Source organism: Labrys sp. E2SS-1L, from assembly GCF_057073705.1.
Genome location: NZ_CP172712.1, coordinates 4971719 through 4997840, shown reverse-complemented (window position 1 = coordinate 4997840; position 26122 = coordinate 4971719). Strand labels below are relative to the sequence as shown.

The window sequence follows — 26122 nt, the reverse complement described above, 5'->3', positions numbered from 1 at the left end:
CTGGGCGCGGACATGGCAATGCGCCTTCGGGCCGCGACGTTCGGGCTCAACCGGGAAACTCGTAGACCACGTCGGAAAAGCGTCCGGTCGGGAAGACATAGAAGAGCCGGAGCTCGGCGTCGCCTTCGTTGCGCAGCGCGTGCCAGGCATTGCCGGGAATGAAGATAGCCGCTCCCTTGCCGACGGGGCTTTCCGCGCCATCGACCGTGAGCACGCCGCTGCCTTCCAGGATGAGATAGAGCTCTGCTTCGGCATGGCGGTGCGGCGGATTGGTGCCGCCGGGCGGCAGGACGGCGATTCCAGCACTGAGGCTGTCGGTCGGCGTGATATCCGCGCTGATCAAGGTGTGCCAGGCCACGCTCCCCTTGGTGGGATCCTCCCAGGCTTCCCGTGGCCGCTCCTCTGCCCGGGTGATGACAAGTTGAGTTTCCCCAATCATGGTGCCCTCCGCGCGGTGATGCTGTGAATTTACGTTCCTGCCCTCCGGGAGCGCCTGGTGAAGCCAACGCTTCTCACCCTGGAAAGCCTCAACGGATCTCGTCGCTGGAGAGAATGGCGTAGAGCAGATGGTCGCGCCAGGCGCCGGCGATGCACAGATAGGAGCGGGCATAGCCCTCTCGGATGAAGCCGACACGCTCCAGGAGCCGGATCGAAGGGCCGTTCTCCGGCAGGCAGGCGGCTTCCACCCGGCGCAGGCGCAGCGTGCCGAAGGCATAGGGCAGCAAAGCCCGCACGGCGTCGCTCATCAGGCCCTGGCCGGCATGAGCCTGACCCATCCAATAGCCGAGCGAACCGGTCTGCGCCACGCCGCGGCGGATCTGGCCGAGCGTGAGGCCGCCGACCAGCGCGCCGTTATCGGAGCGGAAGACGAAGAAGGGATAGGCGGCGTCGGCCCTCGCATCCTGGCCATAGCGCTTGATCCGGGCCCGAAAGGCCGGGCGTGTCAGATCATTGGGTGGCCAGGTCGGCTCCCAGGGGCGCAGGAATTCCCGGCTTGCGCCACGCAGGGCAGCCCAGGCCTCGAAATCGCGCATTTCCGGGGCGCGCAGCTCGACCTTCTCGCCACGGACCGGCGGTACGACGTCGGCGAAGGAGAAGGGGCGCAGGAAGGACATTCACCGCCTCATGCCGCCAGATGGGTGCGGATCTTGTCGAGACGGGGCAGTTTTTTGACCGGTCCGAGGGCGGCCAGGGTCGGCGGCGACGCCAGCACGGCCGCGCCGGCCTGGCGCACGTCCTCGGCGGTGACCGCATCGATCTTGGCAATCAATTCGGCCGGCGGTAGGGGGCGGCCCCAGATCAGCATGTGGCGCGCCATCTGCTCGGCACGCATGGCCGAGGATTCGAGCGCCATCAGAAGGCCCGCCTTCATCTGCGCCTTGGCGCGGGCGATTTCGGCCTCTGTGGGGGACGAGGCGGCGGCAGCCACGGTATCCAGGATCACCGGGACGAGATCGTGCAGCTCGTCGGCGCCGGCGCCGGCGGATATGCCGAAAATGCCGGTATCGGCATAGCCCCACTGAAAGGCATAGACTGAATAGCATAGGCCGCGTTTTTCGCGCACCTCCTGGAACAGGCGCGAGGACATGCCGCCGCCGACCAGATTGGTGAAGATGCCGAGAGCCGGGCTGAGGGCATCCTTGTAGGAACGGCCGGCAAAGCCGATCAGCACATTGGCCTGCTCGTGATCGGTCTCCATCACGTCTTCGCCGCCACGATAGACGGCCGAAGCCGGTTCGGGGCCGCTGCCCCCTGGCAGATGGGCGAAAAGGCGGCCTGCCTCCTCGACGACGCGATCATGCTCGACTGCGCCGGCGGCAGCGACCACCATGCGTCCGGCCCGGTAATGGGTGTCGAGATAGCTCTGGATCGCCTTGCGGTCGAACGACATCACCGTCTCGGGCGTGCCGAGAATGGGGCGGCCGAGGGGCTGATGCGGAAAGGCGGCCTGGTTGAACATGTCGAAGACCAGATCGTCCGGCGTGTCCTCGACGGCGCTGATCTCCTGCAGGATGACATTCTTCTCCCGCGTCAGTTCATCGGTATCGAAGACGGACTGGGTGAGGATGTCGGCCAGGATGTCGAAGCCCAGGCCGACATCTTCCTTCAGCACGCGGGCATAATAGGCCGTCTGCTCGCCCGATGTCGCGGCATTGAGTTCACCGCCGGCGCTTTCGATCTCCTCGGCGATGCGCTTGGCGTCACGGGTCCGCGTGCCCTTGAACGCCATATGCTCGAGCAGATGGGCAAGGCCGTGCTCCTTCTCGCCCTCCGAACGGGCGCCGGCGCCGGCAAAGACACCGAGCGAAGCGGTTTCCAGATGGCTCATCGCGTCGGTGACGACGGTCAGCCCGGAAGGGAGGCGGGTAACCTCGACGCTCATGCCGCAGCACCCTGGGCCGCGCGGGAATGCTTGCGGACGAAGGCCTCCAAGACCCCGAGGTCATTGGGAAGGACGGTAAAACGCTCGGGCCGCTCATAGAGATCGGCGAGGGCATCCGGCAGCTTGGGTTCGATGCCGGAGGCATCCTTGACCGCAGCGGGGAACTTGGCGGGATGAGCCGTGCCGAGCACGACCATCGGCACGCGGCGATCGGGTTCGGCCTTCCACGCCGCCATCACGCCGACGGCCGTGTGGGGGTCCAGGAGATAGCCGGCATTGCGCCAGATCATGCCGATCGTCTTGGCGACTTCCTTCTCGTCGGCGCGCTCGGCGTCGAACTCCGACCGAATGGCCTCATAGGCGCCCTCGTCGATCTCGAAGGCACCGGATTGGGCGAGATTGCCCATCAGGCGGCGGATCTGACCGGCATCGCGGCGATAGGCGTCGAAGAGCAGGCGTTCGAAATTGGAGGAGACCTGGATGTCCATCGAGGGAGAAGACGTCTCCTTCACGCCGCGCGCCTCATAGACGCCGGTCGCGATGGTGCGCGCCAGGATGTCATTGACATTGGTGGCGATCAGGAGCCGCTCGATCGGCAGGCCCATGCGCTTGGCGACATAGCCGGCGAAAATGTCGCCGAAATTGCCCGTGGGCACCGAGAACGACACTTTGCGATGCGGCGCGCCCAGGGCCACCGCGGCGGTGAAGTAATAAACGATCTGGGCGACGATACGAGCCCAGTTGATGGAGTTGACGCCCGACAGGCCGATCTCGTCGCGGAATTCGAGATGGTTGAACATCGCCTTCAGCTGCGCCTGGCAATCGTCGAAATTGCCCTCCAGCGCCACGGCATGCACGTTGGGGGCGTCCACCGTGGTCATTTGCCGGCGCTGCACCTCGGAGACGCGGCCATGGGGATAGAGGATGACGATATCGACCTGTTCGAGGCCACGGAAGGCCTCGATGGCGGCACTGCCGGTATCGCCCGAGGTGGCGCCGACGATGGTGGCGCGCTTGTTGCGCGCCTTCAGGGCATGATCCATCAGCCGGGCGAGCAACTGCATCGCCACGTCCTTGAAGGCGAGGGTGGGGCCGTGGAACAGCTCCTGCACGAACAGATTGTCGCCGATCTGCACCAGCGGCGCGACGGCCGGATGGCCGAAGCCGGCATAGGCCTCCTGGATCATGTGGCGCAGGGCCGCCGGCTCGATCTCGTCGCCGACGAAGGGCGCGATCACCGCCTCGGCCACCTGCCAATAGGATTTACCCGCAAACGAGGCGATCTGGGCGTGGGACAGAACCGGCCAATGCTGCGGCACATAGAGGCCGCCGTCGCGGGCAAGGCCGGCGAGGAGGGCATCGCAAAAGCCGAGGACGGGAGCTTCGCCCCGCGTGGAGACATAGTGCACGGTTCTATCCTTTCGGTGCCGGAAGCGCCGCCAATGCCGGCCGCGCCGTCCCGGAACACAGTCTTCATCCTGTAATCCGCCCGGGCCCGACGGGCAAGGCGCGTATCGCCGCCTCCCATGCAGTTTCCCGTTGATCGGACCACAGGCCCGATCAACGGGAAACTGCAAGATATCAAATATTTGCAGAATTTCCCGGCGAGACCCGTTCGCGGCCCTCGCCGGGAAATTCTGCTTGCCCAGCGGCGCCGTCCTTATCCCGCCGGTTTGCGCCTCAGGCGCAGGACGAAGGCGATGTAGACCCCAACCAGACCGAGGGCGAGACCGAACCAGGTCAGCGCATATTGCAGGTGGTTGTTGGGGAAGGTGAGAATGGTTTCTCCGCCCTCGGGCAGGCCGCCGGGGGCGCTGGCATCGGCATCGATGAAGAACGGTGCGACCCGCGTCAGCCCCTCGGCCTTGGCAATGCCGGCAATGTCGCGCGTGAACCAGTTGCCGGTGGCAGGATCGTCTGCCGGCGTGAAGAGATTGCGGTCTTCCGTCCAGCGGGCGAGGCCGGTGATGGTGACGGGACCGGCGATCTGCCCGGCCTGGCGGCTGGCGGGATCCTTGGCGTTCTCGGGCACGAAGCCGCGATTGACCAGGATGGTGGAACCGTCGGGACGGATGAGCGGTGTCAGCACCCAGTAGCCCACGCCGCGAAACTGCCCTTTGGCATCGGGCAGGTTGGTGAAGGAGCGGATCTCCTTGGCATGGTCGAAGGTTCCCGAGACCTGCCAATGCCGGTATTCGAGGCCATCCCGCGTCAGGCGCGGCCAATCGGCTTCGGGGGGCGGAGCAACGGGAGCCGCGGTGGTGCGGTCGGCAATCTCCTTGAGCAGGCCGAGCTTCCATTGCAGACGTTCGAGCTGCCAGATACCGAGCCCGACCAGGAAGGCGCCCATCACCAGCATCGAGATCGTCAGCGCCACCAGCGAGCGCGGACGCGAGGAGACTACGGCCGTCGTCATTCTTCCAGCCGGCCTTCGGCCGCCCTGTTGGTATATTGCAGGGCGACCAGCACGCCCTTCATCCAGCGCAGCAGGCCGAGGCAGACGGCGAGGGAGAGCGGCAGCCACAGGACGATGTGGACCCAGACCGGAGGCGAGAAGGTGAATTCGACATAGACTGCCGCACCCAGCAGGATGAAGCCGGCGACCAGGATGACCAGCACGGCCGGCCCGTCGCCCGAATCGGCAAAGCTGTAGTCCAGGTCGCAGGCGCTGCATTTCGGCTTGAGGCTGATGAAGCCATCGAAGAGCTTGCCCTGGCCGCAACGCGGGCATCTGCCGCGCGAGCCGGTCTGGAAGGGCGAAAGCGGCGCATAATGGTGATCTTGCGGCATCTCGGGCCTCAAAAAGGAAACGGCCGGGTGATCCCGGCCGCCTCGTTGATCGTATGAAGGCGGCTCAGCCGTGCACGCCGCCGGGACCGTAACCCCAGATGTAGATGCAGGCGAACAGGAACAGCCAGACCACGTCGACGAAGTGCCAGTACCAGGCGGCGAATTCGAAGCCGAGGTGATGGCGCTGGGTGAACTGGCCCAGATTGGCGCGCAGCAGGCAGACCGCCAGGAAGATGGTGCCGACGATCACATGGAAGCCGTGGAAGCCCGTCGCCATGAAGAAGGTCGAGCCATAGATGTGGCCCGAGAAGGAGAACGGCGCGTGGGCATACTCGTAGGCCTGGCACAGCGTGAAGATCAGGCCAAGGACGACCGTGAGGATCAGGCCGTTCTTCAGGCCCTTCTGGTCGCCCTCGAGCAGGGCGTGATGGGCCCAGGTCACCGTGGTGCCGGAGGTGAGCAGGATCAGCGTGTTCAGGAGCGGCAAATGCCAGGGATCGAGGGTCTCGATGCCCTTGGGCGGCCAGACGCCTCCCGTCAGGGTGGTACGAGCGACCTCGGCGGCATCGCCCGGGAAGAGGGCGACGTCGAAATAGGCCCAGAACCAGGCGACGAAGAACATCACTTCCGACGCGATGAACAGCATCATGCCGTAGCGGTGATGCAGCTGCACCACCGGGGTGTGATCGCCCTCGGAAGCTTCCTTGATGACGTCCCACCACCACATCAGCATGGTGTAGAGCACGCCGATCAGGCCGACGCCGAACACCAGCGGGCCGTAGGAATATTTGTGCATCCAGGTGATCAGGCCGATGGCCAGGATGAAAGCCGCCATCGAGCCGACGAACGGCCACGGGCTCGGATTGACGAGGTGGTAATCATGGTTCTTGGTCTGAGCCATGGCTTTCTCCAGATGCCGGTCGCCCGGGAACTTATAACTGCGGTTTGCTCGACGTGTCGGTTTTCGGTTCGGCCGCCGCGAGCGGAGTCACGGGAGGCTTGGCCGGATAGTAGGTATAGGAAAGCGTGATCGTGTGCACGCCGGCAAGATAGTCGACCTTGTCGATCGCGGGATCGACGAAGAAGACCACCGGCAATTCCTGGCTCTCGCCCGGCCCCAGCTTCTGGTTGGTGAAGCAGAAGCACTGGATTTTCGAGAAATACGCACCGGTTTCCTGCGGCGTCACATTGTAGGCGGCCGCGGCATAGGTGGTTTCCTGGGAGAGGTTGGTGATCTTGTAATAGACCGTCTTCACCTCGCCGGCCTTGACCGTCACCGAGCGCTGCTCGGGCTCGAACTTCCAGGGCAGGGCCGGGTTGATGTTCGAATCGAAGCGCACCTCGAAGCTGCGGTCGAGGACTTGGCCCGGGGCGGCCTCGGCAACGCGCGTGGTTCCCGCGAAACCGGTGACCTGGCAGAACAGCGTATAGAGCGGCACGGCGGCATAGGCCGCACCGACCATCGATGCCACGAACGCGATGCAGGACACCGCGATCACGCCATTGCCGACCGTGGGGCGCGAAGAGGAGGGCTTGTCGGGCGTTCCAGCCATTCTAGAACCCCTTGTCGAGCACGCCGGGGCCCTTGACGAAGCTCACGGCATAGACGAGCAGCACGAAGGCGATGAGGGCGGCGGCGATCGCGATGGAACGCCAGTGCAGCTTACGCGCCTGGTCGGCTGGCAGCCTGGCGACCCAGCTGTCCTTGGGCGGGCGCTGATAGGCGAGGGGACGGAACAGGATGATCAGCAGCAGGATGATCAGGGCCGGTCCGATGAACCAAAGATGATGCGCCATCATGCCAGGACCCTCATCACCAGCGCCTCGCCGAGCAGGCAGGCGAACAACACGAACAGATAGAGGATCGAGTAGCCGAACATGCGCTTGGCCGGTCCCATGTCGCCGGGCTTGCGCCAGATGTCGATGGCAAGCCAGAGCATGCCGAGCCCACCCAGGCCCGCAACCACGCCATAGCTCCAATGCGCATAGCCGAGCAGCCAGGGCAGCATGCCGATCGGAGCCAGCAGCACGGTGTAGATCAGGATCTGGCGGCGGGTCTCGTGGTCTCCCGCCACCACGGGCAGCATCGGCACGCCGGCCTTTTCGTAGTCGCCCGACTTGAACAGCGCCAGCGCCCAGAAATGGGGCGGCGTCCACATGAAGATCAGGGCGAAGAGCACGAGGCTTTCCACGGTTACCGTGCCGGTCACCGCCGCATAGGCGACGACCGGGGGCAGGGCGCCCGCCGCACCGCCGATCACGATGTTCTGCACCGTCCAGCGCTTCAGCCACATCGTGTAAACAACGACATAGAAGAAGATGGTGAAGGCGAGCAGGCCCGCGGCGAGGAAGTTGGTGAAGACGCCCAGCGCCAGCACCGATAGGCCGGACAGGATGATGCCGAAGGCGAGCGCCTCGCCCGGGCTGACCCGGCCGGCCGGAACCGGACGGTTGCGCGTACGCGACATCACGGCATCGATGTCGGCGTCGTACCACATGTTGAGGGCGCCCGAGGCGCCGGCGCCGACCGCGATGGCGATCAGGGCGGCGAGGCCGATGACCGGATGGATCGGGCCGGGCGCCACGACCATGCCGGTGAGGGCGGTGAACACCACGAGCGACATCACGCGCGGCTTGAGCAAAGCCAGGAAATCGCCAACCGACGCGATGCTGATCACGGGAACAGCATCGTCAGCCTCGCCTTGGATGGGCATGCCGATATCGGTCAAAGAACGTTCCTTTTCGTCGAGCCGGCCAGACAGGAGATGCTTGGTCTGAGAGCATTTGGCCGGAGGCCCTTGCGGGCCGGTTTTCTTCTCGAGCCTTCGGGGAAAGGCTCGAGAAGAAAACCTGTTTGCTGGAGGCGGGAGGGCGGCCGTCGAAACGGCCACCCTCCCGAAAGCTCATGCGTTCGAGGGGCTCAGCGGATGCGGGGCAGTGTCTCGAACTGGTGGAAGGGCGGCGGCGAGGACAGCGTCCATTCCAGGGTGGTGGCGCCTTCGCCCCAGGGATTGGCGGCCGCCTGCTCCTTGCGGACGAAGACCGCATAGAAGTTGATGGCCAGGAACCAGATCACGCCGCCGAAGAAGATGAAGGCACCGAGCGAGGAGACCAGGTTCCAGCCTGCGAAGGCCGGGTTGTAGTCGACGAGGTGGCGGGGCATGCCGGCGAGGCCGAGGAAGTGCTGCGGCATGAACAGCATGTTGGCGCCGACGAAGGCGATCCAGAAATGCACCTGGCCCATCCAGTCGGGGATGACGTAGCCGAACATTTTCGGGAACCAGTAGTACCAGCCCGCGAAGATGGAGAAAACCGCGCCCAGCGACAGCACGTAGTGGAAATGCGCCACCACGTAATAGGTGTTGTGCAGCGAGCGGTCGACACCGGCATTGGCCAGCATCACGCCGGTGACGCCGCCGACGGTGAACAGGAAGATGAAGCCCGTCGCCCACACCATGGGCGCCTTGAAGTCGATGGAGCCGCCCCACATCGTGGCGATCCAGGAGAAGATCTTCACGCCGGTCGGCACCGCGATCACCATGGTGGCGAACACGAAATAGGCCTGGGTGTCGACGTCGAGGCCGACGGTGTACATGTGGTGGGCCCACACGACGAAGCCGACGACGCCGATGGCGACCATGGCATAGGCCATGCCGAGATAGCCGAAGATGGGCTTGCGCGAGAAGGTCGAGATGATGTGGCTGACGATGCCGAAGCCCGGCAGGATCATGATGTAGACTTCGGGGTGACCGAAGAACCAGAACAGATGCATCCACAGGATCGGGTCGCCGCCATTGGCCGGATCGAAGAAGGCGGTGCCGAAGTTACGATCCGTCAGCAGCATGGTGATGGCGCCGGCGAGGACGGGCAGCGACAGCAGCAGCAGGAAGGCGGTAACCAGCACGCCCCAGGCGAACAGCGGCATCTTGTGCAGCGTCATGCCGGGTGCGCGCATGTTGAAGATGGTGGTGATGAAGTTGATGGCGCCCAGAATCGAGGAAGCGCCGGCCAGATGCAGCGACAGGATGGCGAAATCCATCGCCGGTCCGGGCGTGCCCTTGAGCGAGGACATCGGCGGATAGGCCGTCCAGCCCGTGCCGACACCGAGGTCGTCGGCGCCGGGGCCGCCGGGCACGAACATCGAGATGATCAGAAGGCCGAAGGCCGGGATCAGCAGCCAGAACGAGATGTTGTTCATGCGCGGGAAGGCCATGTCCGGCGCGCCGATCATCAGCGGCACGAACCAGTTGCCGAAGCCGCCGATCATCGCGGGCATGACCATGAAGAAGATCATGATCAGGCCGTGCGCGGTCACGAACGCATTGAACGTGTAGGGGTTGGTGAAGAATTGCTGGCCCGGGAACATCAGTTCCGCGCGCATCGCCACCGACAGCAGGCCGCCGATGATACCCGCGACGAGCGCGAAGATCAGGTAGAGCGTGCCGATGTCCTTGTGGTTGGTCGAATAGACATAACGGCGCCAGCCGGTCGGATGATCATGCGCGTCATGGGCATGCGGATCTTGGGCATGATCCCCATGCGCCGATGCGTTGTGGGCAGTGGCCATCACATTCAATCCTTTAGTCGAGCCGTCAGGCCATTACTTTACTACGACGGAGGTCGCGGCTGCGACCTTGTCCAGGGCGGCGCCGTTCATTGCAGTCTTCTTGCTGGCCACCCACTTCTGGAACTCTTCCTCGCTCACCACGCGGAAGGCGATCGGCATGAAGGCATGGTCGCGGCCGCACAGGCGCGAGCACTGGCCGTAATACATGCCTTCGCGGGTGGCCTTGAACCAGGTCTGGTTCAGGCGGCCGGGAATGGCGTCGATCTTGATGCCGAAGGAGTTCACCGAGAAGGAGTGAATCACGTCGTTGGAGGTGACCTGCACCACCACCGTCTTGTTCACGGGCACGACGACCTCGTTGTCGACCTTGAGCAGGCGCAGCGGATCGCTCATGGGCAGGTCGCGCACCATGGTGGAGGAGAAGGAAATGTCGCCATTGTCGGGATATTCGTAATCCCAGTACCACTGGCTGCCGGTCGCCTTGATGGTCAGGTCGGCCTTCGGAATCACTTCCTCCATGTAGAGGAGCTTGAACGAGGGCAGGGCGATGCACACCAGCACCAGAATCGGCAGCACCGTCCATGCCACTTCCAGGATGGTGTTGTGCGTGACCTTGGAGGGGACCGGATTGGCCTTCTTGTTGAAGCGGACGATCACGTAGAGCAGCAGGACCATCACGAAGAGGGTGATCGGTACGATGAACCACATCACATAGGTATGGAACCAGTTGATATATTCCATGACCGGCGTGGCGGGTTCCTGCAGGCCCATCTGCCAGGGCTGCGGCTCGCCGAGGCCGCCCTTGGCGGCCTCTTCGGCACCGGCCGTGCCGATCATGAGGCCCCACAGCAGCGATGACAGTGCCACCCCGCCCATTTTCTTCCTAGCCTGGAAAGCCATCCGCCTTCTCTCCAATTCCCCGCCGACACGACGCAGCCGATACGGCACGTGGTACGCCTCTTGGCTCGTTACCGGTCGGGAGCGCCAATCGCGCAAAACTCTCTGGCGCGCAGATTTCACGGATTGGAACTCATGTAAAGCACACGGTCACTCAAAAACCACAATCCACAGCGCATCGCAATGGTTCGACGTCCACGGTTTGTGCGGCAATTGGGCGCGAAAGCGCCATGATGTGCCGTCAACCTGGGTGGAACACCGTTGCGGCGCCGTGCTTGACAGTCAGGGCCTGTCTGCTACCCGTCGCGACTGAAATCCAAACCGGGCCTGCGGGCCCTGATTCGGCGAGGATGTAACTTGTTGGCACACATGCTGAAACATGCTCTTGCGACCACGCTGCGGCGGGTAGCCGGCCTTTCCTTCGCGGGCCTGCTGGCCGGTGCCGTGCTTGGCGGTCCTGCCGCGGCGCAGCAGACCGATCAGCTCGGCGTGCTGCGCTCGACCCACGACAATTGGCAGGTGCGCTGCGATACCCCGCCGGGAGCCCAGCAGGAACAATGCGCGCTGGTACAGGCCGTCACCGCATCCGATCGCCCCAATGTGGCCCTCTCGGTGCTGGTGCTGCGCACCGCGGACCAGAAGAGCCGTCTGCTGCGGGTGATCGCGCCGCTCGGCGTGCTCCTGCCGTCCGGCCTTGGCCTCAAGATCGACGGCAAGGATGTCGGCCGCGCCGCCTTCGTGCGCTGCCTGCCGACGGGGTGCCTGGCCGACGTGGTGCTCGACGATTCCCAGATCGGTATGCTGCGTACCGGTAAGGAAGCCACCTTCATCATCTTCCAGACACCGGAAGAGGGCATCGGCATTCCGCTGACCCTGAAGGGCTTTGGCGAAGGTTTCGACAAGCTGAAATGAGGCATTGGAGGGTCGATCTCCGAAGCGACCTTTCGTGGATCTCGACGGTGCCGGGTCGATCCGGAGATTGACCCTCCAAGGGTGCCTTATACTGTCGCCCGATCCAGAATCGGCCGCAGGTTCAGGCCGGCAGGGAGGGCGCCGTAGCAGCCACGCATGCCGCCAGCGAGGCGGCCGGCGATGAAGGCCTCGGCCATCGGTGCAGGGCCGTGGCGGAGCAGAAGCGAGGCTTCCAGCGCCAAAGCGAGATCTTCCACCAGACGGCGGGCCAGGCCTTCCTGCAAGCCGCCAGCACGCATGGATTTCTGGATGGCTGCGACGAAGGCATCGTAGCGCGGATCCGAACCCCGTGCTGCCTCCAATTCGCTGCGCAATGCCTCGACGGTCGCGGGCTCCTTGGCGAGCGCCCGCAGCACGTCGAGCGCGTTGACATTGCCGGAGCCCTCCCAGATCGCGTTGACAGGCGCCTCGCGATAGAAACGGGCGAGCGGTCCCTCCTCGACGAAGCCGTTGCCGCCGAGACATTCCAGTGCCTCGTAGCTGAGATTGGGCAGGCGCTTGGTCACCCAGAATTTGGCGATGGCCGCCCCGATCCGCGCAAAGGCAGCTTCCTCAGGCGTATCGGCATCGAAGGCCCGGGCGACTCGCATGACCAGCATGGTGGCCGCTTCCGCCTCGACCACCAGGTCGGCGAGGACGGGCTGCATCAGGGGCTGCTCGATCAGGAGCTTGCCGAAAGCCCGGCGATGGGTGGCGTGGTGTACGGCCTGTACCGCGCATTGGCGCATCATGCCGGCACAGACCAGGGCCGCGTCGAGCCGGGTCTGGTTGACCATGGCCATGATGGTGGCGACGCCGCGTCCTTCCTCGCCGACGCGCCAGGCCAGGGCACCGGCATAATCGATCTCGGCCGAAGCGTTGGAGCGATTGCCGAGCTTGTCCTTGAGGCGCTGGATGAAGATGGGATTGCGGGTGCCGTCCGGCCGCCAGCGCGGCACGAAAAAGCAACTGAGCCCACCGGGCGCCTGCGCCAGGGTGAGGAAGCCATCCGACATCGGGGCCGAACAGAACCATTTGTGCCCGGTGAGTTCGTAAAAGTCTTCACCGAGGGGGGCTGCGCGGGTGGTGTTGGCCCGGACATCGGAGCCACCCTGCTTTTCCGTCATCGCCATGCCGATGGTCGCCGCTCCCTTGTCGGCTACCGGCCGGGCCGAGCCGTCATAGGCATTGGCTCGGACGAGTGGGCCCCATTGTGCAAAGAGAGTCGGCGCCTGGCGCAATACGGCCAGGCTGGCGCCGGTCATGGTGATCGGGCAGCACACGCCGGGTTCGATCTGGGTCAGCATATATTCCAGGACGGCATGGGCGACGAAGCCGCCGGAACGCCCCGAGGCCGGCAGGGAATGGATGCCGGCCTCCAGGCCGCGTGCCATCAGGGCATGATAGGCGGGGTGGAACTCGACATGATCGATGCGCTGGCCGAAGCGGTCGAAACTATGCAGTTCGGGCGTGTGGCGGCCGGCGGCCTCGCCGAGCGCGATCGCTTCGGCGCTGCCGATCGAGGCCCCGAAGGCGCTCGCGGCGTCCCGTGCCCAGCTGGCGCCTTCGCGCTCCAGGGCAGCCTGCAGCCCGGGGTCGCTGTCGAACAGGTTGTAGTCCAGCAAAGGCGGGACCTGGTTGGTCACCTGATGGGTCGGCAGGTCGGCGATCGGCTCTTGCGCAATCATGGCGTGGCTTCCTGACTGCGGGCCAAACTATCGCGTGGGAGCACCTCTGGCGAGGGGGGAAGGGAGGGCAGGGGTTTTCCGCCGCAGGATATCGGCCTATATCGATGCCCTTCGCCCACCATGGGCAACGGGGCGTGCGGATCGTCCGGCCTTCTTCCGAATGCCGCAACGAGGTTCGCATTCCCAGGAATTGGACTGAAAATGCGCCATCCCCAAGCCGACGACGATGCCGCGCCCGCCGAGGTGTCGGTGCAGCCGGCCGCCCTGTCGCCGACGGCGAAATTCGTGACCGGCTCGATCATGCGCCATGTCGTGGTGATGACCACGACGGGTTCGATCGGGCTGATGTCCGTCTTCGCCGTCGACCTCATCAACCTGTGGTACATCGCCCATCTCGGCGACACCGCGGCGACGGCCGCGGTTGGCTACGGCGCGGCGGTGCTCTTCCTGGCGACCTCGATCTGCATCGGCGTGATGATCTCGGCGGGTGCTCTGTGCTCACGCGCATTGGGGGCCCGCAATCGCGAGCTGGCGCGACGCTACGGGGCTTCCATCCTGGTGTGGATGATCCTGATCAACGCGCTGGTGGCGGCAGTTGCCTTTCCGCTGATTCCCTGGCTGCTTACGCAGTTGGGCGCGACCGGCCGCACGCTGGAGCTGGCGACCATCTTCCTGCAGATCAGTGTGCCGAGCGGCGTGCTCATGGGCAGCGGCATGGCGCTTTCCGGCGTGCTTCGTGCCGTCGGGGATGCCAGGCGCTCGATGTATGTCACGCTGTCGGGGGCGATCGCCGCTGCGATCCTCGATCCGATCTTCATCCTGTGGTTCGGCCTCGGTGTCGAGGGGGCGGCGATCGTCATCGTGATCTCGCGGCTGGTTACCGTTGGAGTTGGCTGGTATGGCGCTTCCCGCGTGCATGATCTGGTGGGCCGGCTGTCGCTGCGCGAGGCACTCGCCGATACCGGGCCGATCATGGCGATCGCGGGGCCGGCCATGCTCGCCAATCTCGCGACCCCCGTGGCCAATGGCTACATGACGGCGGTGCTGGCCCCCTTCGGCGACGGCGCCGTGGCGGGCAATGCCGTGATGGGGCGCCTGATCGCCTTCTGCTTCGGGGGCATCTTCTCGCTCTCAGGCGTCGTAGGACCGATTCTCGGGCAGAACTACGGTGCCGGTCGACTCGACCGCGTGCGCCGTGCCCTGACCGATGCCTTCACCTTCACCACGATCTATGCGCTGGTCGTGTGGGCGGTGCTGGCGGCCGCGCACCAGCTGGTGATCCGCCTGTTCAACATCGTCGATCCGCAGGCTGCCCAGCTCATCACCTTTTTCTGCCTGTTCGCGGCGGGATCGTGGGTCTTCCACGGGCTGCTCTTCGTTGCCAACGCTTCCTTCAACAATCTCGGCTTTCCGATTGCCGCGACCCTGTCAAATTGGGGCAAGGCCACGCTCGGTACCATTCCCTTTGCCATGGTTGGCGCAAAATATTGGGGAGCGGAGGGGGCATTGGCCGGACAGGGGCTTGGCGCCGTGATCTTCGGCGTGTTTGGTATATGGTGGGCTTACCGCTCGCTGCGGTGGCTTAAGGTCCCTGGACAGACCTAGAGCAAAGCGCGTTTGGACCGAAACGCTCATTTGCTCTAACTCTTTGGTTCGACGCGTCTTTGCGATTCTGGGCGTAACCGCCAAATCGCAAAACGCTTTAGGGCCGCGGCGGCGGTGGCATGGGAAGCGGCATGAACACACTTTTCGATCTATTGAACGCCGCGCAGAACGGGCAGGCGATCGACAATCTGGCCCGCCATTTCGAGCTCAGCCAGAAGCAGGCTTTGGCGGCGGCCGAGGCGCTGATGCCGGCCTTTTCGCTCGGCCTGAAGCGAGAGGTGGAGAAGGCGAAGACGGCTTCCGAACCGCCGGATTTCTTCGGCTTGTCGGGAGTGCCGCAGGTCGACAGCTTCCAGGATGCGGCCCTGGCCTTCACACAGCAGGCGACCCAGCAGGGCCAGCGCGTGATGGCAGCCCTGTTCGGTACGTCCGAGATGACGAAGGCTCTGTCCCAGCTCGCCGCATTGCAGAGCGGCGTCGCCGCCCCGGTGATCGCCGCGATGCTGCCGTCGGTGGCGTCCATCCTGGTCAGCGGCCTGGCGCGGGCAGGGGCGCCGGCGCCCAGCAATCCGTGGGGCGACATGGTCGAAGCCATGATGCGGGCTTTCCAGCCATCTCAGCCCAAGCCGGCTCCCTGGTTCGACAACAGCGCATTGGCAGCGTTATGGGCGCCGTTCCTGATGCCGAGCCCGGCCCCGGTTCCCAGAAATGACGCGGCGGCGGTAATGGATCAGATGCTCGAAGCGGGAAGCCGGATCCAGAAAGCGCAGGCTGATGCGATGCAGTCGCTCCTGGAGAGCTGGTTCGGCAAGAAGTAGCCCACGAAAAAGCCCGCTTCAGGCGAAGCGGGCTGAGGTGCGGAAGTCACGCTTCCGGGGCGTTCTGCCGCAGGGGAAGCGGCCAGAAGTCGTGCCGGTCGGGCATCAGGCGTGCAGACCAACGAAATTGTCATGCTTGGCGGCCTTGGCCGAGCAGCGCCAGTCCATTTGCGCCGCGACGAGCTGGGCCGACGGATCGCGCCAGAGCGGCTGCGACAGGGCGCCTTCGACGTCGGTCGGCGTCAGGCCGAGATCGCGCAGCATCGCTGCATCCGCAGCGGCCAACTGGTTGATTTCCCGGCGGTTGTGAAGCGCGACGGCGAGACTGGCGATCTTGCCGAATACAGCGCGCACCATCTCGGTGAGGGTCGAGACGAGAGAGGAAGACTGGCTGTTGACGACGACGCTGTTCATCGGATTCTCCATCGGGCGGCCGGTGATGCAGCGCTCCCGGATGGAACGCTCCACTCATCACCAATACTGAACGGTAACACTATGAAACATCGGCATTGATCAATCCAACGAATGTTTCTAATGTTCAGCATAAGCGATTGTTATCGTGCTCCTTGATGGCGCGTGGAGGCACGCACCTCAGGCAATAGCGAGGCGAGGGTAGCCATGGCAGTGCTGTTGGATATCGATCAGCTCAGGACCTTCATTGCCATCGCCGAAACGGGCAGCTTCACCCGCGCCGCGGACATCGTCTTCAAGACCCAATCCGCCGTCTCCATGCAGATGAAGAGGCTGGAGGAGCGCATCGGCAAACCGATCTTCGAGCGGGACGGTCGCGCCTCCAGGCTGACGGAAGACGGGGACAAGCTGCTCGACTATGCCAGGCGCATCGTCAAGCTCAACATGGACGCGGTCTGCGCCTTCTCCCAGAACGAGCTGACCGGGCGCGTGCGCATCGGCATTCCCGACGATTACGCCGACCGCTACCTGCCCGAGATCATGGCGCGCTTCTCGCAGGCCAACCCCAGGGTCGAGGTGACCATCGTCTGCGAACCGACGCCCATGCTGATCGAACGTATCAACACCAATGATCTCGACCTCGCCATCATCACCCATGTCGAGCACAAGGGAGCAGCCGAATTCGTGCGGCACGAGCGCCTGCTCTGGGTGACCTCGAGCCGGCATCAGGTCCATACCGAGACACCGCTGCCGCTTGCGCTCGGCCGTCCGAGCTGCGGCTGGCGGCAGGCGGCGCAGGAGAAGCTCGAAACCATCAATCGCAGCTATCGCGTACTTTATTCGAGCTGGAATTCGACCGCGGTCGGCGCCATGGTCCTTGCCGGCCTGGCGGTCTCGGTGCTGCCCGAGAGCGCGTTGAAGCCGGGCATGCGTGTCCTCGGTCCCACCGACGGCTTCCCGCCGCTGCCCTCCTGCAAGATCGGGCTGGTGCGCAATTGGCGCGAGCAGACTTCGCTGACCGATGCGCTCGCCAGCCTGATCATCCAGAGCCTCGACAATCTGGCGCAGAACGAAGCGGCGGAATAAAGCTGCCGGTTTGGATGAGGCGAGGAGCCGTCGATCCGACAGCCGCTTTCCCAGATCCCCGGTGTGCTCAAGCCGCGCTTTTCAGCGGGCTCGGCGAGCCCTGGTTCGCCAGGACCAGGGCCGAGGCGGGATTGAGGCTGTCCACCATCGTGGTTGGGATCAGGATGGTGGCGCCCCGCTCCTTGGTCGTTTCGTAGATGATGTTCATGGCCCTGAGCTGCAAGGCGGCCGGATGGCTGGCATAGGTCTCGGCCGCCTCCACGAATTTGCTGGCGACTTCGGCTTCCGCCGAGCCGAGGATGACGCGTGCCTCTCTTTCCCGCTCGGCCTGGGCCTGGCGTGACATCGCATCCTGCAGGGCCACGGGGATGGCGACGTCGCGGATCTCCACCGACATCACGGTGATTCCCCATTCGGCGGTCTTGCCGCCGATGACATCGCGCAGGCGCTCGTCGGCCGCCTTGCGATCGGACAACAGGGAGGACAGCATCGAGGCGCCGATCATTTCGCGTAGCGAGGTCTGGGCGACGCGGTCGATCGCCTCTCGGTAATGGGTGATCGCCAGCGCCGCTTTCTCGGCATCATGCACATGCCAGAAGATGATGGCATCGACATTGACGGGCACGGTGTCGCGGGTCAGGGCCTGCTCGGCGTTGAAGGCGGTGGTCTGGATGCGTTCGTCGATCACGGCGACGACATTGTCGATGACCGGAATGATCGCGAACAGGCCGGGTCCGTAGACGCCCTGCAGATTGCCGGCGCGCAGCACCACGAATTTCTGCCAGGTATTGGCCATCTTGAGCGAGGCCGCAACGATGAGGGCGAGCAGGAACAGGACACCGGCAAGCCAGTACTGACCGAGATAGGCCGAGCCTGCGCCGGCGAGGGCGAGAATGCTCGTGGCGAACAGGGTGATGGGGTTCATGGCGATACTCCCGGAGCGGGCGTGGAGGCGTCATCGCCTCCTGGCGCCAGTTCCTGGTTCCGCCGCATCCTGCGGGTCCTGGTGATCCCGTCGGGAGCAAAGCACTACGGCGGAGCAATCCCGAGCATGGCGGGCCGGGGCCGCAGTCCCAACCTGCATATGGCCATCGCCGCCGCGCAGTTAAAGAGGAGTGCCGGCAGCGCCCGGAACCCGGCTGGGATCAGGGATGCGTCATCAACTGGTTGGTGAGCAGGCGCCGGTAGAGCAAAGCGAGCACCACGGCGAAAAAGCCGTCGAACAGGGCGAACCACAGGAAGCCGCCGCCGCAGAAGAGCCAGATCAAGGCCATCCACAGGCGGCCGCCGATGCCGATCACATTGGGCATCCGAGCAATCAAGGGCTGGTGCCAGCCGGGGATATAGAGCACGGTGACGAGCAGGAGCGTGGCGCCCCAGCCACGCTCCCAACCCACCGGAATGGCGTCCGGCAGGCCGGCCATCTGCGAAACCCAGCCGGGGCAGAAAATGCAGGCGAGCCCGATCAGCACATGCACGGCCATGTTGAAGCCGAGCACGAGCCGGTAGCTGCGCAGGGCCCTGGCGGCCTGCGCCATGGTCCATCCGAGGGTGAGGGTCTGATCGGTCATGGCGGGGTTCTCCCGGTCAGAAGGTGAGCAGATAGGCAAGCAGATCCGATTTGGCGGGTGCCGGCAGATCGGTGCCGTAGAGATGGCCATCCTTGCCGTTGCCGGTCTGGGTGGTGTCGAAGCAAAAGCCGGTTGCCGGCGGCGGGCTCTTGGGATCGCAGGGCGGCGAGAGGAAGCCGCCATTGACGCCATCGATCACGTCGCTGCCGCGCAGATAGGCTGCTGGCCGCTGGGCAGGCGGGGCGAGCAGATCCTTCAGCGTGGGAACGGCACCATTGTGCAGATAGGGGCCGCGCAGCCACAGGCCATCGAGCGGGAGATTGGCGTAGCCGTCGGTCTTTTCGAAGGATCTGAAGGCATAGGGTGTACCGGCGAACAGTTCCGTGAGCTGCCTTTGCCGGAAGGCCGGCGTGTAGCTGTCGAGGCGCGCTCTGTCGGTGCCGAGCCGCGCGATGGGATCGACCTTGCCGATCGCGTCGCCCTGGAACTGATAGCCCGCCGGATCCTGCTCGCCATGGCAGGAGCTGCAGGCGCTCCTGTAGACGGTGCGGCCCCGCTCGACGGCTCCGGCATCGGGCCGGTTGGGAGAGGCCGGCGGCTTGAGCGTGAGCAGCCAGTCGGCAACGCGCTTGATGGCGGCATGATCGACCGTCTCGGGGGTGACGCCGGCACCGAGCGCAGCCGAAAGATTGCGTTCGGCCAGCGAGGTGTTGTTGCCGTCCCAATGCAGATGCATGCCCTCGCGCGGTCCCTGCTCGAAAACGGCAGGGAAGTCGGCGGCGCCGATGACCTCGGCCGGCGTCAGTGTCGAGGCGGGAATCTTCATCTGCACCGCCTTGTAGGGATTGAAGGTGTCGACCCGGCCCGGACCCCAGTCGGGCTGGCGCGAGAGCAGCGATTCGAGCCGGGCATGCCGCGCGATCAGGCCTTCGCGCAGGGGAGGCAGCACGAGATAGCGCCAGGCGACTTTCTCGACCACGCCGAAGCGATGGCCGGCGGCTTCGGCCGCGGGAATCAGCGTGTCCGGCGCCATACGCTCGTCGGCGGCCGTCGACAGGACGAAGCGTACGAAACGTTCGAACTGCAGATTGTTGGAGGGCATTGCCGGTACGGTGGTGCGGGGCCCGTTCGCGCTCAGGCGATAGGTGCCGGTGTGGCAGACGGCACAGTTGAGCCAGACCATGTCGACGCCGCGCACCGTCCGGCGCGAGACCCCGATGGGCAGGTCGCGCTGTCGCCCCAGGTTGTCCTTTTCATAGAGGAAGCCGAAGGCGCTGTAGTCGTCGCGTTGTTCGAAGGCATCCGGGAACAGCCTGGGCAGGGCCTGCCAGACCCGGTAGGGAATGCCGCTTTCCGTCTCCGAGCCGATCGAGCCATATTTGAAATGCTCGATCACGTCGCCATAGCGCGGTGTGTCGTTGCGCGTGAAGAGGATGGCCGCCGTCAGGGCGAGATAGACAGCCGCCACCAGGGCGGCGATGAGCACGAGCCGCACCGGCCGCCATCTATGGCGGCGTTGCGCCAGTTGGCGCTCGACTTCGGTGACGAAATAGGGTTCCGGCATCGTGCTTTTCCTTGAATGTGGTCGAGCGGCAGCCTCCGATCGGCTCATGAAACGGGGTGAGGGGGTGTGCGTTTTCGTGTGGCTCTGGGGGGATTGGCCACCGCGGGAGCAGGGCTCGAACCGGATGGATCCGCGCCGGGAATGACCAGGTCGGGCTTCGTTGCATAGATCGAGTAGAGGGCGGCCAGCATGGCGTCGCGGTCGGGAAAGCGCTGTTCCTCGTAGCAACCCAACGGGTTCTTGGCCGCGTTGACCAGGCATTTGTTGCAATAGGTGCAGGGATTGGCCGGGCGATCGTGCCCAGCCTGCCATTGCCGGGGCAGATCGTTGTTGGCGATGAGGGAGCGGGCAATCGCTACGCCGTCGCACTGGCCCGAGGCGAGCGCCTGACGGACCACCGAGGCCGTCTGGAAACCGCCGGTGACCAGCACCGGGATGGTGAGGGCCTGCTTGAACTGGCGGGCTTCCTCCAGGCTGATGCCCTCGATGCCATGGCCCTTCTTCATGCGGAACCAGAGCCAGCGGAAGATCGGCCGCAGGGCCGGGTAGCGGAACAGCAGAAAATTGCGCAGGCCGTAGAGACCGGAGGCGATCATGGCGTCGTAGACCACGGCCAGGGTCTCCAGCGAAAGGTCGCCCGGCGGATTGAGGGGATGGGGGAAGAGCGAGCCGGTGGAGACGTGAATGGCGTCGACCCCTGCTGCCTGGCAGTAGCGCGCCACCTCGATGGTCTCGTCGATGGTGTTGCCCTTCTTTTCCCAGGGAATGACGTTGTTGCGATCGACCGCGGAGAGCTTGACCTGCAGATGGAAGTCCCGGCCGACATGGCAGCGGATCGAGCGGATGACCTCCAGGAGGAAGCGCGCCCGGTTGGGCAGGGAGCCGCCATAATGGTCGGTGCGGTCATTGATGCCGGAGGAGAGGAACTGGGTGAAGAGATAACCGTTGGCTGCGTGCAGTTCGACGCCGTCGCAGCCCGCCTCGCGGGCTCGCCAAGCCGCCCGTCCGAATTTCTCGACCAGGATGCCGATCTCGCCCGGCGTCATCGCCTGGGTCGGAAAGCCGTGCAGGGTCTCGCGCGCATTGGTGGGGCTGGCCACCGGGCGATGCTGGTTGGTGACGCCAGGCACGTCCATCTGCCGGCCCGAATGGCTGAGCTGCATGATGAAGCGGCAGTCATGGGCGTGGACCGCCTCGGCAATCCGAGCCCACAGCGGAATGAAGGCATCGCGATGGTTGGTGGCGTAATTGGCCGCGATCCGCCCCTCGATCGCCACCGGCACGAAGGAGGTGATGATGGCGCCGACACCGCCCTGAGCGAACTTGCTCTCCCAGTTGAGGCGGGTCTGGGTAGGCGAGCCGTCTTCATTGTCCCAGCGTCCGGAAATACTGGAGCGTAAGATGCGGTTCTTGACCGTGAGATTGCGGAAACGGAGCGGCGTGAAGATTGGATCCTCGCCGATTGACTCGGATGGTCTCATGGCTCGTCGTCCTGCATGCGGGCTGCCGTCCAGATCCCGGCGAGCAGCCGGAACACGAAGCCGGAGGCCGGGCAGGCGCTCCAGGAGGCGGATTGGAAGGCGGTGGCGGGATCGAGCGTACGCCCGGCGGCATGGGCGAGCTTGAACCTCACCAGGGCGCCGGGTTCCAGCGAGCCACCGGGGATATCGGCCACGCCCTTGGCCTGGCGCAACACCGAGTCGGGTGCGGCGAGCGAGGCGATCGCCGCCGCCCTGCCGTCGAGGGCGAAGCGGCGGCCAGGATCGTCGTGATGGCCGCGCAGCCGGTCGAGGCTCGCCACCAGATTGTGCACGGCGATGCCGACGGCATGGATGGCAACCGGATCGCGCCCGACAGCGCCGGCCAGGATGTTCCTGTCGGCCTGCAGGGTGCCGAACAGCGCCTGCTGCAGCCAGAGCAAGGGATTGGCGGTGCGGGCGGCGGCATCGAAGCGCACGGCCGCGTCCCACAGGCGTTGGGCTTCCGCTTCCTGCGGCGTGAATGCCGGGTCGAATTGGCGGGCGATCACGGCCTGCAGCGCCGGCCCGATCTGTTCGCGCGGGCCGGTGCCCCTGACATAGGCGACCAGCGGGTGCTTGCCGGACAGTTCGGGCAGGGCCGCGTCGTGCAATCGGGCAGCGAGGGCGGCCTGGGCCGCGCGGCGCTCTCCGTCATGGCGCGCCCGCATGGTCGGAAACGGGATGCCGTCGATGGCAAATATCCGTGCCAGCCGGCCGGCCAGCATCCGGTTGAACAAGGGGCCGGCCTTGCCGAAGGCGCGGTCGAGACGGGGATCGCGGTCGATCGCAGCGATGGTGGCGGCGTCCTCGACTTCGAGGAGATCGATCAGCAAGGGGATGCGGATGCGCCGGGCCATCTCACCTGCTCGCCTTGGTCCAGGGGAAGAAGACATTGCGGGTGACGGCGAAAGCCGGCGCGAGTTCGGGGAGATGGCGCTCCAGCACGCTACGCAGCGAATTGTCCTGGACCCAGCGGAAACCGGCCGGCGTATAGATCTCCGGGCGAAAATCCTCGGTGAAGAAGCGATCGCTCTTGAAGCGACGCGAGGCCATCAGGATGAAGATGCGAAAAACGGTGTCGGAAAAGCCGAATCCCGGTGGGGAGCCGTTCGAGGCGTTGCTTTCCGCCAAGGTACCGACCAGGAGATCGACCTGCTCGACCGAGCCGTAGACATCGCTGAGTTCCTGGCGCCAGCGAGGGTCGTTGGTGAGTTCCTCGAAGCTGCGCGGTGCCGGCGCGCCGATCAGGCGGCGGAATTCGCAATAGCGCGGCACGCCTCGTTCACGGTCGCGCAAGATGTCGACGGCCGCCAGGTCGATGAACAGATGATCGTCCACACGCTTGTCGAGCCGGCGGAGCGCATTGGGGTAGTTATGGAGCACCAGCGCGCCGGGATGGGCGGTGGCGAGGGAATAGAGCACATTGAGGAAGCCGGCCTTTTGGTAGACGGTGCGCGTCTTGTCGGCGAAGACATCGGCGAGCCCGCATTCGAACAGGGCGTCGTCGTCTTCGTGCCGGCGAAAGGAAAAATCGTCCGGCAGCAGCGAATGCAGTCGGTAGGAGGCGGCGAACTCCTCGGTCATGGCATAGGGCACGCCGCCATGGTCCTTGGGCGAACCCGGAATGCCCGAGAGGATCTCACCGTCACCGATGCGGCCATGGCTGTTCTTGAAGGTCTCGCCGAGCAGCCCGAAATAATTGCCGCGCATGGCGAAACGGCCCGCTGGCGAATTCATCAGCGCCGGCGTCCATTCGACGGTATGGATCTTGGCGAGCAAAGCCGCGTTGACCAGCCGTGCTTTCTGGAACAGCCATTCGCCGGTCTCTCCGGGATGGTCGATGCGCAGACGGTCGACGATGGCGTTGTGCTCGCGTGCGAACAGGGTGTGCAGGGCGGAAAGGCCGACCCACCAATTGCCGTTGACCCCTGCAAGCTCCAATCCCTGCTGTTTGGCCTTGGTATCGACAGGCAGGTGACCCTCTTCGTCGAGATGGATCTTGCCGTCGGGGCGAACGGCATTCGTTGCCGAGTCGGTGCGGATCTGAAGCTGGCGCTCGAGGCAGGAGCCATAGATCTGCGAGGCGTCCCACCAATGGCTTTCGACATTGGTGTAGGTGGGCGGCCGTCCCGGCTGGTCGGCCGATGGGACATCCGACCTGGTGCGCCTTACTTTCATCGAAGGCGTTGGCCAGCCATCGCCCTCCGGTACGGGAAAATGATGGGGATTTTCCTGGAGATTGGGCCCATGGCTCAGCCAGTCATGCACCATGAACTGGATCCAGGCCGCCGCCAGCACATTCAGATGCGGGACCGGCGCAAAAGCCTCCCGCGCAAGCAATCTGGAGCTGACCAGGCGTGGATTGGGCTCATACAGGGTTGGTGCCACCTCGCCATAGGTCTTGTCCAGCGGGACGTTGCGGCCAAAACGCGTACCGGCCCGCCCCATCCAGGGCTGGGCGAGATCGTTGTAGCTGCCGTCGGGCGTGCGGAAATGCTGGATGTCGAAACCGTTGGCGAGGGCGGGTTGCGCCGGTGCGGTTTCCGTATCGAACAGGTTGTTCCGCCGCAGGATGCCACGAAGCCCGAGAAGGATGGCATCGCTCAAAGGGAAGGGCCAGAGATACCATATCTTCAGGCGGCTGGTCACACGTGCCAGCAATATCAGCGTGTTATCGACGATTGCGCTCATCGCTGCCTCCCCTGCGGCCGCAATGATGAGTAGGAAGCGTTGGCTTGTCGACTTCGAAATCCCGATCGACAGAATCGGAATCACGGTATTGTCACGGTATTTGATGCAATGAATTCTTCAGAATCGAGAGTATGGTGGGTTATTATACCTCGAAGGCGAACGCCTTCGGGAAAGCGCATTTGTTTTGTCTGATTTTTTGTGAATTTACATTGACGTTGAGGTAGGGGGCTATCGCTTGCGCTGTTCGAGAGGCCGTCGCGGTTTCAGGCGGCGCGCGGGCGCTGATGCCGAAGGATTGTGCGCTCGATCGTTTCGGGGCGCGTCTGCATTTCGATGACGAGCAGGGCCGCTCCGAGCAGCAGTCCGGTGCGCAGATCGGACTGGGCCGACGCGATGGAGAGGTTGCGCGTGGCCAGTGGCAGCGAGCGCTGATAGACCAGCTCGCGGATGCCCGACATCAAATCCTCACCGGCCAGGGCGAGCGTACCGCCGATCACGATCACGCTGGGATTGAGCACGCTGACGACGTCCGAGGTCACTTCGCCGAGCACCCGGCCGGCTTCGCGTACCAGCCGCACGGCTTCCGGCTCGCCTGCCTGGGTCAGCGCGATGATGTCGCGGGCGGCCGAGGCCTCGATGCCATGGCCCCTCAGATCGCGCGCGATGGCCCAGCCGGCGGCCCGTGCCTCGACACAGCCGAGCTTGCCGCAGCGGCAGAGCGGGGCGGGAGCGTGGGTGAGCTGAATATGACCGATATCGCCGGCCGCACCCTGGGCGCCGCGATAGAGCCGGCCGTCGGTGATGATGCCGCTGCCAATGCCGGTTCCTGCCTTGATGTAGAGGAACTGGCCGACATCGGGCCAGAAACGGCGATATTCGGCCAGGGTCATCAGGTTGACGTCGTTCTCCACCACGACCGGCGCGTCGAAATGCCGGTGCATCCAGCCCCGGATGTCGAAATCGTCCCAGCCCGTCATGACGGAAGGACCCACCACGCGGCCGCCCTCATGGTCGACCGGCGCCGGCAGGCCGAGACCGATCCCGAGAACCTCGTCGCTGTCGCGTCCGATCTGCGCCAGCAGTACCTGGAATTGCTCGACGATCCAGCCCAGGACCGGTACCGGGCCGCGGCGAATGTCGACGCTTCCCACCGCTTCGGCCAGGATGCGCGGTTCGAGATCGGTGACGGCCAGGCGCACATGACTCTCGCCGATATCGGCGCACAGCGTCACACCGAAGGCGGTGTTCAGCCGGATGAGGCGCGCCGGCCGCCCGCCGCTCGGCATTGCATCCGGTGCCTCCTCGATCAGCCCGGCGGCGAACAGGGCGGCGAGGCGTTCGGTCACGGTGGAGCGCGACAGGCCCGAGGCCTCGATCAGGGCGGACCGCGAACGCGCTTTTCCGGCGGCGATAAGCCAGAGGATTGCGCCGGCTCCGGCCGCCGAGCCCGCTTCCTGCCCCGACCTGATACTGTCTTTCACCGCCACTCCTCGCTGCCGGCCCTGTTTCCTGCGGCCGGCAAGCTTATGACTAGAATCAGTCATAAGCCAGAGCTGGAGCGCCAAGCTGAAAAGGAAGGC

Annotated in this window: 25 protein-coding genes; 4 read left to right on the top strand and 21 right to left on the bottom strand. The window is 64.9% G+C overall.

Features of this window, described 5'->3' with window-relative positions; all coding sequences use genetic code 11:
- Positions 1-46: 46 nt before the first annotated feature.
- The 12 genes from ACIGJE_RS23390 to coxB all read right to left on the bottom strand — a co-directional run bounded on the left by ACIGJE_RS23390 (position 47) and on the right by coxB (position 10640).
- Entirely contained in the window at positions 47-439 is a 393-nt protein-coding gene (locus ACIGJE_RS23390) for a cupin domain-containing protein (RefSeq protein WP_415080524.1), read from the bottom strand.
- 88 nt (positions 440-527) lie between these two features.
- Complete coding sequence (locus ACIGJE_RS23385; RefSeq protein ID WP_311941391.1) at positions 528-1115, bottom strand: GNAT family N-acetyltransferase; 588 nt, start codon at positions 1113-1115, stop codon at positions 528-530.
- Positions 1116-1123: 8 nt separating this feature from the next.
- Positions 1124-2383, bottom strand: a complete 1260-nt coding sequence (locus tag ACIGJE_RS23380; protein ID WP_483678785.1) for a M16 family metallopeptidase — start codon at positions 2381-2383, stop codon at positions 1124-1126.
- Positions 2380-3792 (bottom strand): threonine synthase, encoded by a 1413-nt coding sequence (gene thrC, locus ACIGJE_RS23375; protein ID WP_483678784.1) that lies wholly within the window; start codon positions 3790-3792, stop codon positions 2380-2382. The genes ACIGJE_RS23380 and thrC overlap by 4 nt, the downstream gene beginning before the upstream one ends.
- A 251-nt stretch (positions 3793-4043) precedes the next feature.
- Positions 4044-4799: an SURF1 family protein gene (locus tag ACIGJE_RS23370; RefSeq protein WP_483678782.1), complete on the bottom strand. Its 756-nt coding sequence runs from the start codon at positions 4797-4799 to the stop codon at positions 4044-4046.
- A complete protein-coding gene (locus ACIGJE_RS23365; RefSeq protein WP_367626285.1) occupies positions 4796-5173 on the bottom strand; it encodes a DUF983 domain-containing protein in 378 nt (125 codons plus the stop codon). Before ACIGJE_RS23365 ends, ACIGJE_RS23370 begins: the two co-directional genes overlap by 4 nt.
- Before the next feature lie 64 nt (positions 5174-5237).
- Positions 5238-6074: a cytochrome c oxidase subunit 3 gene (locus tag ACIGJE_RS23360; protein ID WP_311945272.1), complete on the bottom strand. Its 837-nt coding sequence runs from the start codon at positions 6072-6074 to the stop codon at positions 5238-5240.
- Between the two features lie 31 nt (positions 6075-6105).
- Entirely contained in the window at positions 6106-6726 is a 621-nt protein-coding gene (locus tag ACIGJE_RS23355) for a cytochrome c oxidase assembly protein (RefSeq protein WP_483678780.1), read from the bottom strand.
- Position 6727: 1 nt separating this feature from the next.
- Positions 6728-6973, bottom strand: a complete 246-nt coding sequence (locus ACIGJE_RS23350; RefSeq protein ID WP_068291626.1) for a hypothetical protein — start codon at positions 6971-6973, stop codon at positions 6728-6730.
- Positions 6970-7893 (bottom strand): heme o synthase, encoded by a 924-nt coding sequence (gene cyoE / locus ACIGJE_RS23345; RefSeq protein ID WP_371260366.1) that lies wholly within the window; start codon positions 7891-7893, stop codon positions 6970-6972. Before cyoE ends, ACIGJE_RS23350 begins: the two co-directional genes overlap by 4 nt.
- 200 nt (positions 7894-8093) lie before the next feature.
- Positions 8094-9740 (bottom strand): cytochrome c oxidase subunit I, encoded by a 1647-nt coding sequence (gene ctaD / locus ACIGJE_RS23340; RefSeq protein ID WP_483678779.1) that lies wholly within the window; start codon positions 9738-9740, stop codon positions 8094-8096.
- A 33-nt stretch (positions 9741-9773) separates the two neighbouring features.
- A complete protein-coding gene (gene coxB, locus ACIGJE_RS23335; RefSeq protein WP_415080532.1) occupies positions 9774-10640 on the bottom strand; it encodes a cytochrome c oxidase subunit II in 867 nt (288 codons plus the stop codon).
- Positions 10641-11006: 366 nt separating this feature from the next.
- On the opposite strand from coxB, the gene ACIGJE_RS23330 reads away from it, so the two are divergent.
- Complete coding sequence (locus ACIGJE_RS23330; protein ID WP_311943311.1) at positions 11007-11549, top strand: invasion associated locus B family protein; 543 nt, start codon at positions 11007-11009, stop codon at positions 11547-11549.
- 86 nt (positions 11550-11635) lie between these two features.
- Here ACIGJE_RS23330 and ACIGJE_RS23325 read toward each other — a convergent pair whose 3' ends face one another.
- A complete protein-coding gene (locus tag ACIGJE_RS23325) occupies positions 11636-13276 on the bottom strand; it encodes an acyl-CoA dehydrogenase family protein (RefSeq protein WP_483678777.1) in 1641 nt (546 codons plus the stop codon).
- Between the two features lie 201 nt (positions 13277-13477).
- On the opposite strand from ACIGJE_RS23325, the gene ACIGJE_RS23320 reads away from it, so the two are divergent.
- Both ACIGJE_RS23320 and ACIGJE_RS23315 read left to right on the top strand, forming a co-directional pair.
- On the top strand, positions 13478-14881 hold the full coding sequence (locus ACIGJE_RS23320; protein ID WP_415080533.1) for an MATE family efflux transporter: 1404 nt from the start codon (positions 13478-13480) through the stop codon (positions 14879-14881).
- Between the two features lie 131 nt (positions 14882-15012).
- On the top strand, positions 15013-15699 hold the full coding sequence (locus ACIGJE_RS23315; RefSeq protein ID WP_483678775.1) for a DUF937 domain-containing protein: 687 nt from the start codon (positions 15013-15015) through the stop codon (positions 15697-15699).
- A gap of 105 nt (positions 15700-15804) precedes the next feature.
- Here ACIGJE_RS23315 and ACIGJE_RS23310 read toward each other — a convergent pair whose 3' ends face one another.
- Positions 15805-16113: a DUF1127 domain-containing protein gene (locus tag ACIGJE_RS23310; protein ID WP_311943303.1), complete on the bottom strand. Its 309-nt coding sequence runs from the start codon at positions 16111-16113 to the stop codon at positions 15805-15807.
- 204 nt (positions 16114-16317) lie between these two features.
- Here ACIGJE_RS23310 and ACIGJE_RS23305 point away from each other — a divergent pair, with 204 nt between their 5' ends.
- Positions 16318-17196 (top strand): LysR substrate-binding domain-containing protein, encoded by an 879-nt coding sequence (locus tag ACIGJE_RS23305; protein WP_311943301.1) that lies wholly within the window; start codon positions 16318-16320, stop codon positions 17194-17196.
- A 67-nt stretch (positions 17197-17263) separates the two neighbouring features.
- On the opposite strand, the gene ACIGJE_RS23300 is transcribed toward ACIGJE_RS23305, so the two are convergent.
- The 7 genes from ACIGJE_RS23300 to ACIGJE_RS23270 form a co-directional block, all read right to left on the bottom strand.
- Positions 17264-18121 (bottom strand): slipin family protein, encoded by an 858-nt coding sequence (locus tag ACIGJE_RS23300; RefSeq protein ID WP_311943299.1) that lies wholly within the window; start codon positions 18119-18121, stop codon positions 17264-17266.
- 220 nt (positions 18122-18341) lie between these two features.
- On the bottom strand, positions 18342-18767 hold the full coding sequence (locus ACIGJE_RS23295) for a hypothetical protein (protein ID WP_483678773.1): 426 nt from the start codon (positions 18765-18767) through the stop codon (positions 18342-18344).
- A 16-nt stretch (positions 18768-18783) separates the two neighbouring features.
- Positions 18784-20331 (bottom strand): c-type cytochrome, encoded by a 1548-nt coding sequence (locus ACIGJE_RS23290; protein ID WP_483678772.1) that lies wholly within the window; start codon positions 20329-20331, stop codon positions 18784-18786.
- A 44-nt stretch (positions 20332-20375) separates the two neighbouring features.
- The gene (locus ACIGJE_RS23285) at positions 20376-21812 is read right to left on the bottom strand and encodes an NADH:flavin oxidoreductase (RefSeq protein WP_483678771.1); all 1437 of its coding nucleotides are present in this window, start codon (positions 21810-21812) and stop codon (positions 20376-20378) included.
- Positions 21809-22708: a hypothetical protein gene (locus ACIGJE_RS23280; RefSeq protein WP_483678769.1), complete on the bottom strand. Its 900-nt coding sequence runs from the start codon at positions 22706-22708 to the stop codon at positions 21809-21811. Before ACIGJE_RS23280 ends, ACIGJE_RS23285 begins: the two co-directional genes overlap by 4 nt.
- A gap of 1 nt (position 22709) precedes the next feature.
- Complete coding sequence (locus ACIGJE_RS23275) at positions 22710-24542, bottom strand: peroxidase family protein (RefSeq protein WP_483678767.1); 1833 nt, start codon at positions 24540-24542, stop codon at positions 22710-22712.
- Between the two features lie 263 nt (positions 24543-24805).
- Complete coding sequence (locus tag ACIGJE_RS23270; RefSeq protein ID WP_367626276.1) at positions 24806-26023, bottom strand: ROK family transcriptional regulator; 1218 nt, start codon at positions 26021-26023, stop codon at positions 24806-24808.
- Positions 26024-26122: the final 99 nt, after the last annotated feature.

Excerpts from the sequence above, each read along its gene's own strand:
- ACIGJE_RS23390 (WP_415080524.1), bottom strand. The coding sequence starts at position 439 with ATGATTGGGGAAACTCAACTTGTCATCACCCGGGCAGAGGAGCGGCCA.
- ACIGJE_RS23385 (WP_311941391.1), bottom strand. The coding sequence starts at position 1,115 with ATGTCCTTCCTGCGCCCCTTCTCCTTCGCCGACGTCGTACCGCCGGTC.
- ACIGJE_RS23380 (WP_483678785.1), bottom strand. The coding sequence starts at position 2,383 with ATGAGCGTCGAGGTTACCCGCCTCCCTTCCGGGCTGACCGTCGTCACC.
- ACIGJE_RS23370 (WP_483678782.1), bottom strand. The coding sequence starts at position 4,799 with ATGACGACGGCCGTAGTCTCCTCGCGTCCGCGCTCGCTGGTGGCGCTG.
- ACIGJE_RS23365 (WP_367626285.1), bottom strand. The coding sequence starts at position 5,173 with ATGCCGCAAGATCACCATTATGCGCCGCTTTCGCCCTTCCAGACCGGC.
- ACIGJE_RS23360 (WP_311945272.1), bottom strand. The coding sequence starts at position 6,074 with ATGGCTCAGACCAAGAACCATGATTACCACCTCGTCAATCCGAGCCCG.
- ACIGJE_RS23355 (WP_483678780.1), bottom strand. The coding sequence starts at position 6,726 with ATGGCTGGAACGCCCGACAAGCCCTCCTCTTCGCGCCCCACGGTCGGC.
- ACIGJE_RS23350 (WP_068291626.1), bottom strand. The coding sequence starts at position 6,973 with ATGATGGCGCATCATCTTTGGTTCATCGGACCGGCCCTGATCATCCTG.
- ctaD (WP_483678779.1), bottom strand. The coding sequence starts at position 9,740 with ATGGCCACTGCCCACAACGCATCGGCGCATGGGGATCATGCCCAAGAT.
- coxB (WP_415080532.1), bottom strand. The coding sequence starts at position 10,640 with ATGGCTTTCCAGGCTAGGAAGAAAATGGGCGGGGTGGCACTGTCATCG.
- ACIGJE_RS23330 (WP_311943311.1), top strand. The coding sequence starts at position 11,007 with ATGCTGAAACATGCTCTTGCGACCACGCTGCGGCGGGTAGCCGGCCTT.
- ACIGJE_RS23325 (WP_483678777.1), bottom strand. The coding sequence starts at position 13,276 with ATGATTGCGCAAGAGCCGATCGCCGACCTGCCGACCCATCAGGTGACC.
- ACIGJE_RS23320 (WP_415080533.1), top strand. The coding sequence starts at position 13,478 with ATGCGCCATCCCCAAGCCGACGACGATGCCGCGCCCGCCGAGGTGTCG.
- ACIGJE_RS23315 (WP_483678775.1), top strand. The coding sequence starts at position 15,013 with ATGAACACACTTTTCGATCTATTGAACGCCGCGCAGAACGGGCAGGCG.
- ACIGJE_RS23310 (WP_311943303.1), bottom strand. The coding sequence starts at position 16,113 with ATGAACAGCGTCGTCGTCAACAGCCAGTCTTCCTCTCTCGTCTCGACC.
- ACIGJE_RS23305 (WP_311943301.1), top strand. The coding sequence starts at position 16,318 with ATGGCAGTGCTGTTGGATATCGATCAGCTCAGGACCTTCATTGCCATC.
- ACIGJE_RS23300 (WP_311943299.1), bottom strand. The coding sequence starts at position 18,121 with ATGAACCCCATCACCCTGTTCGCCACGAGCATTCTCGCCCTCGCCGGC.
- ACIGJE_RS23295 (WP_483678773.1), bottom strand. The coding sequence starts at position 18,767 with ATGACCGATCAGACCCTCACCCTCGGATGGACCATGGCGCAGGCCGCC.
- ACIGJE_RS23290 (WP_483678772.1), bottom strand. The coding sequence starts at position 20,331 with ATGCCGGAACCCTATTTCGTCACCGAAGTCGAGCGCCAACTGGCGCAA.
- ACIGJE_RS23285 (WP_483678771.1), bottom strand. The coding sequence starts at position 21,812 with ATGAGACCATCCGAGTCAATCGGCGAGGATCCAATCTTCACGCCGCTC.
- ACIGJE_RS23280 (WP_483678769.1), bottom strand. The coding sequence starts at position 22,708 with ATGGCCCGGCGCATCCGCATCCCCTTGCTGATCGATCTCCTCGAAGTC.
- ACIGJE_RS23275 (WP_483678767.1), bottom strand. The coding sequence starts at position 24,542 with ATGAGCGCAATCGTCGATAACACGCTGATATTGCTGGCACGTGTGACC.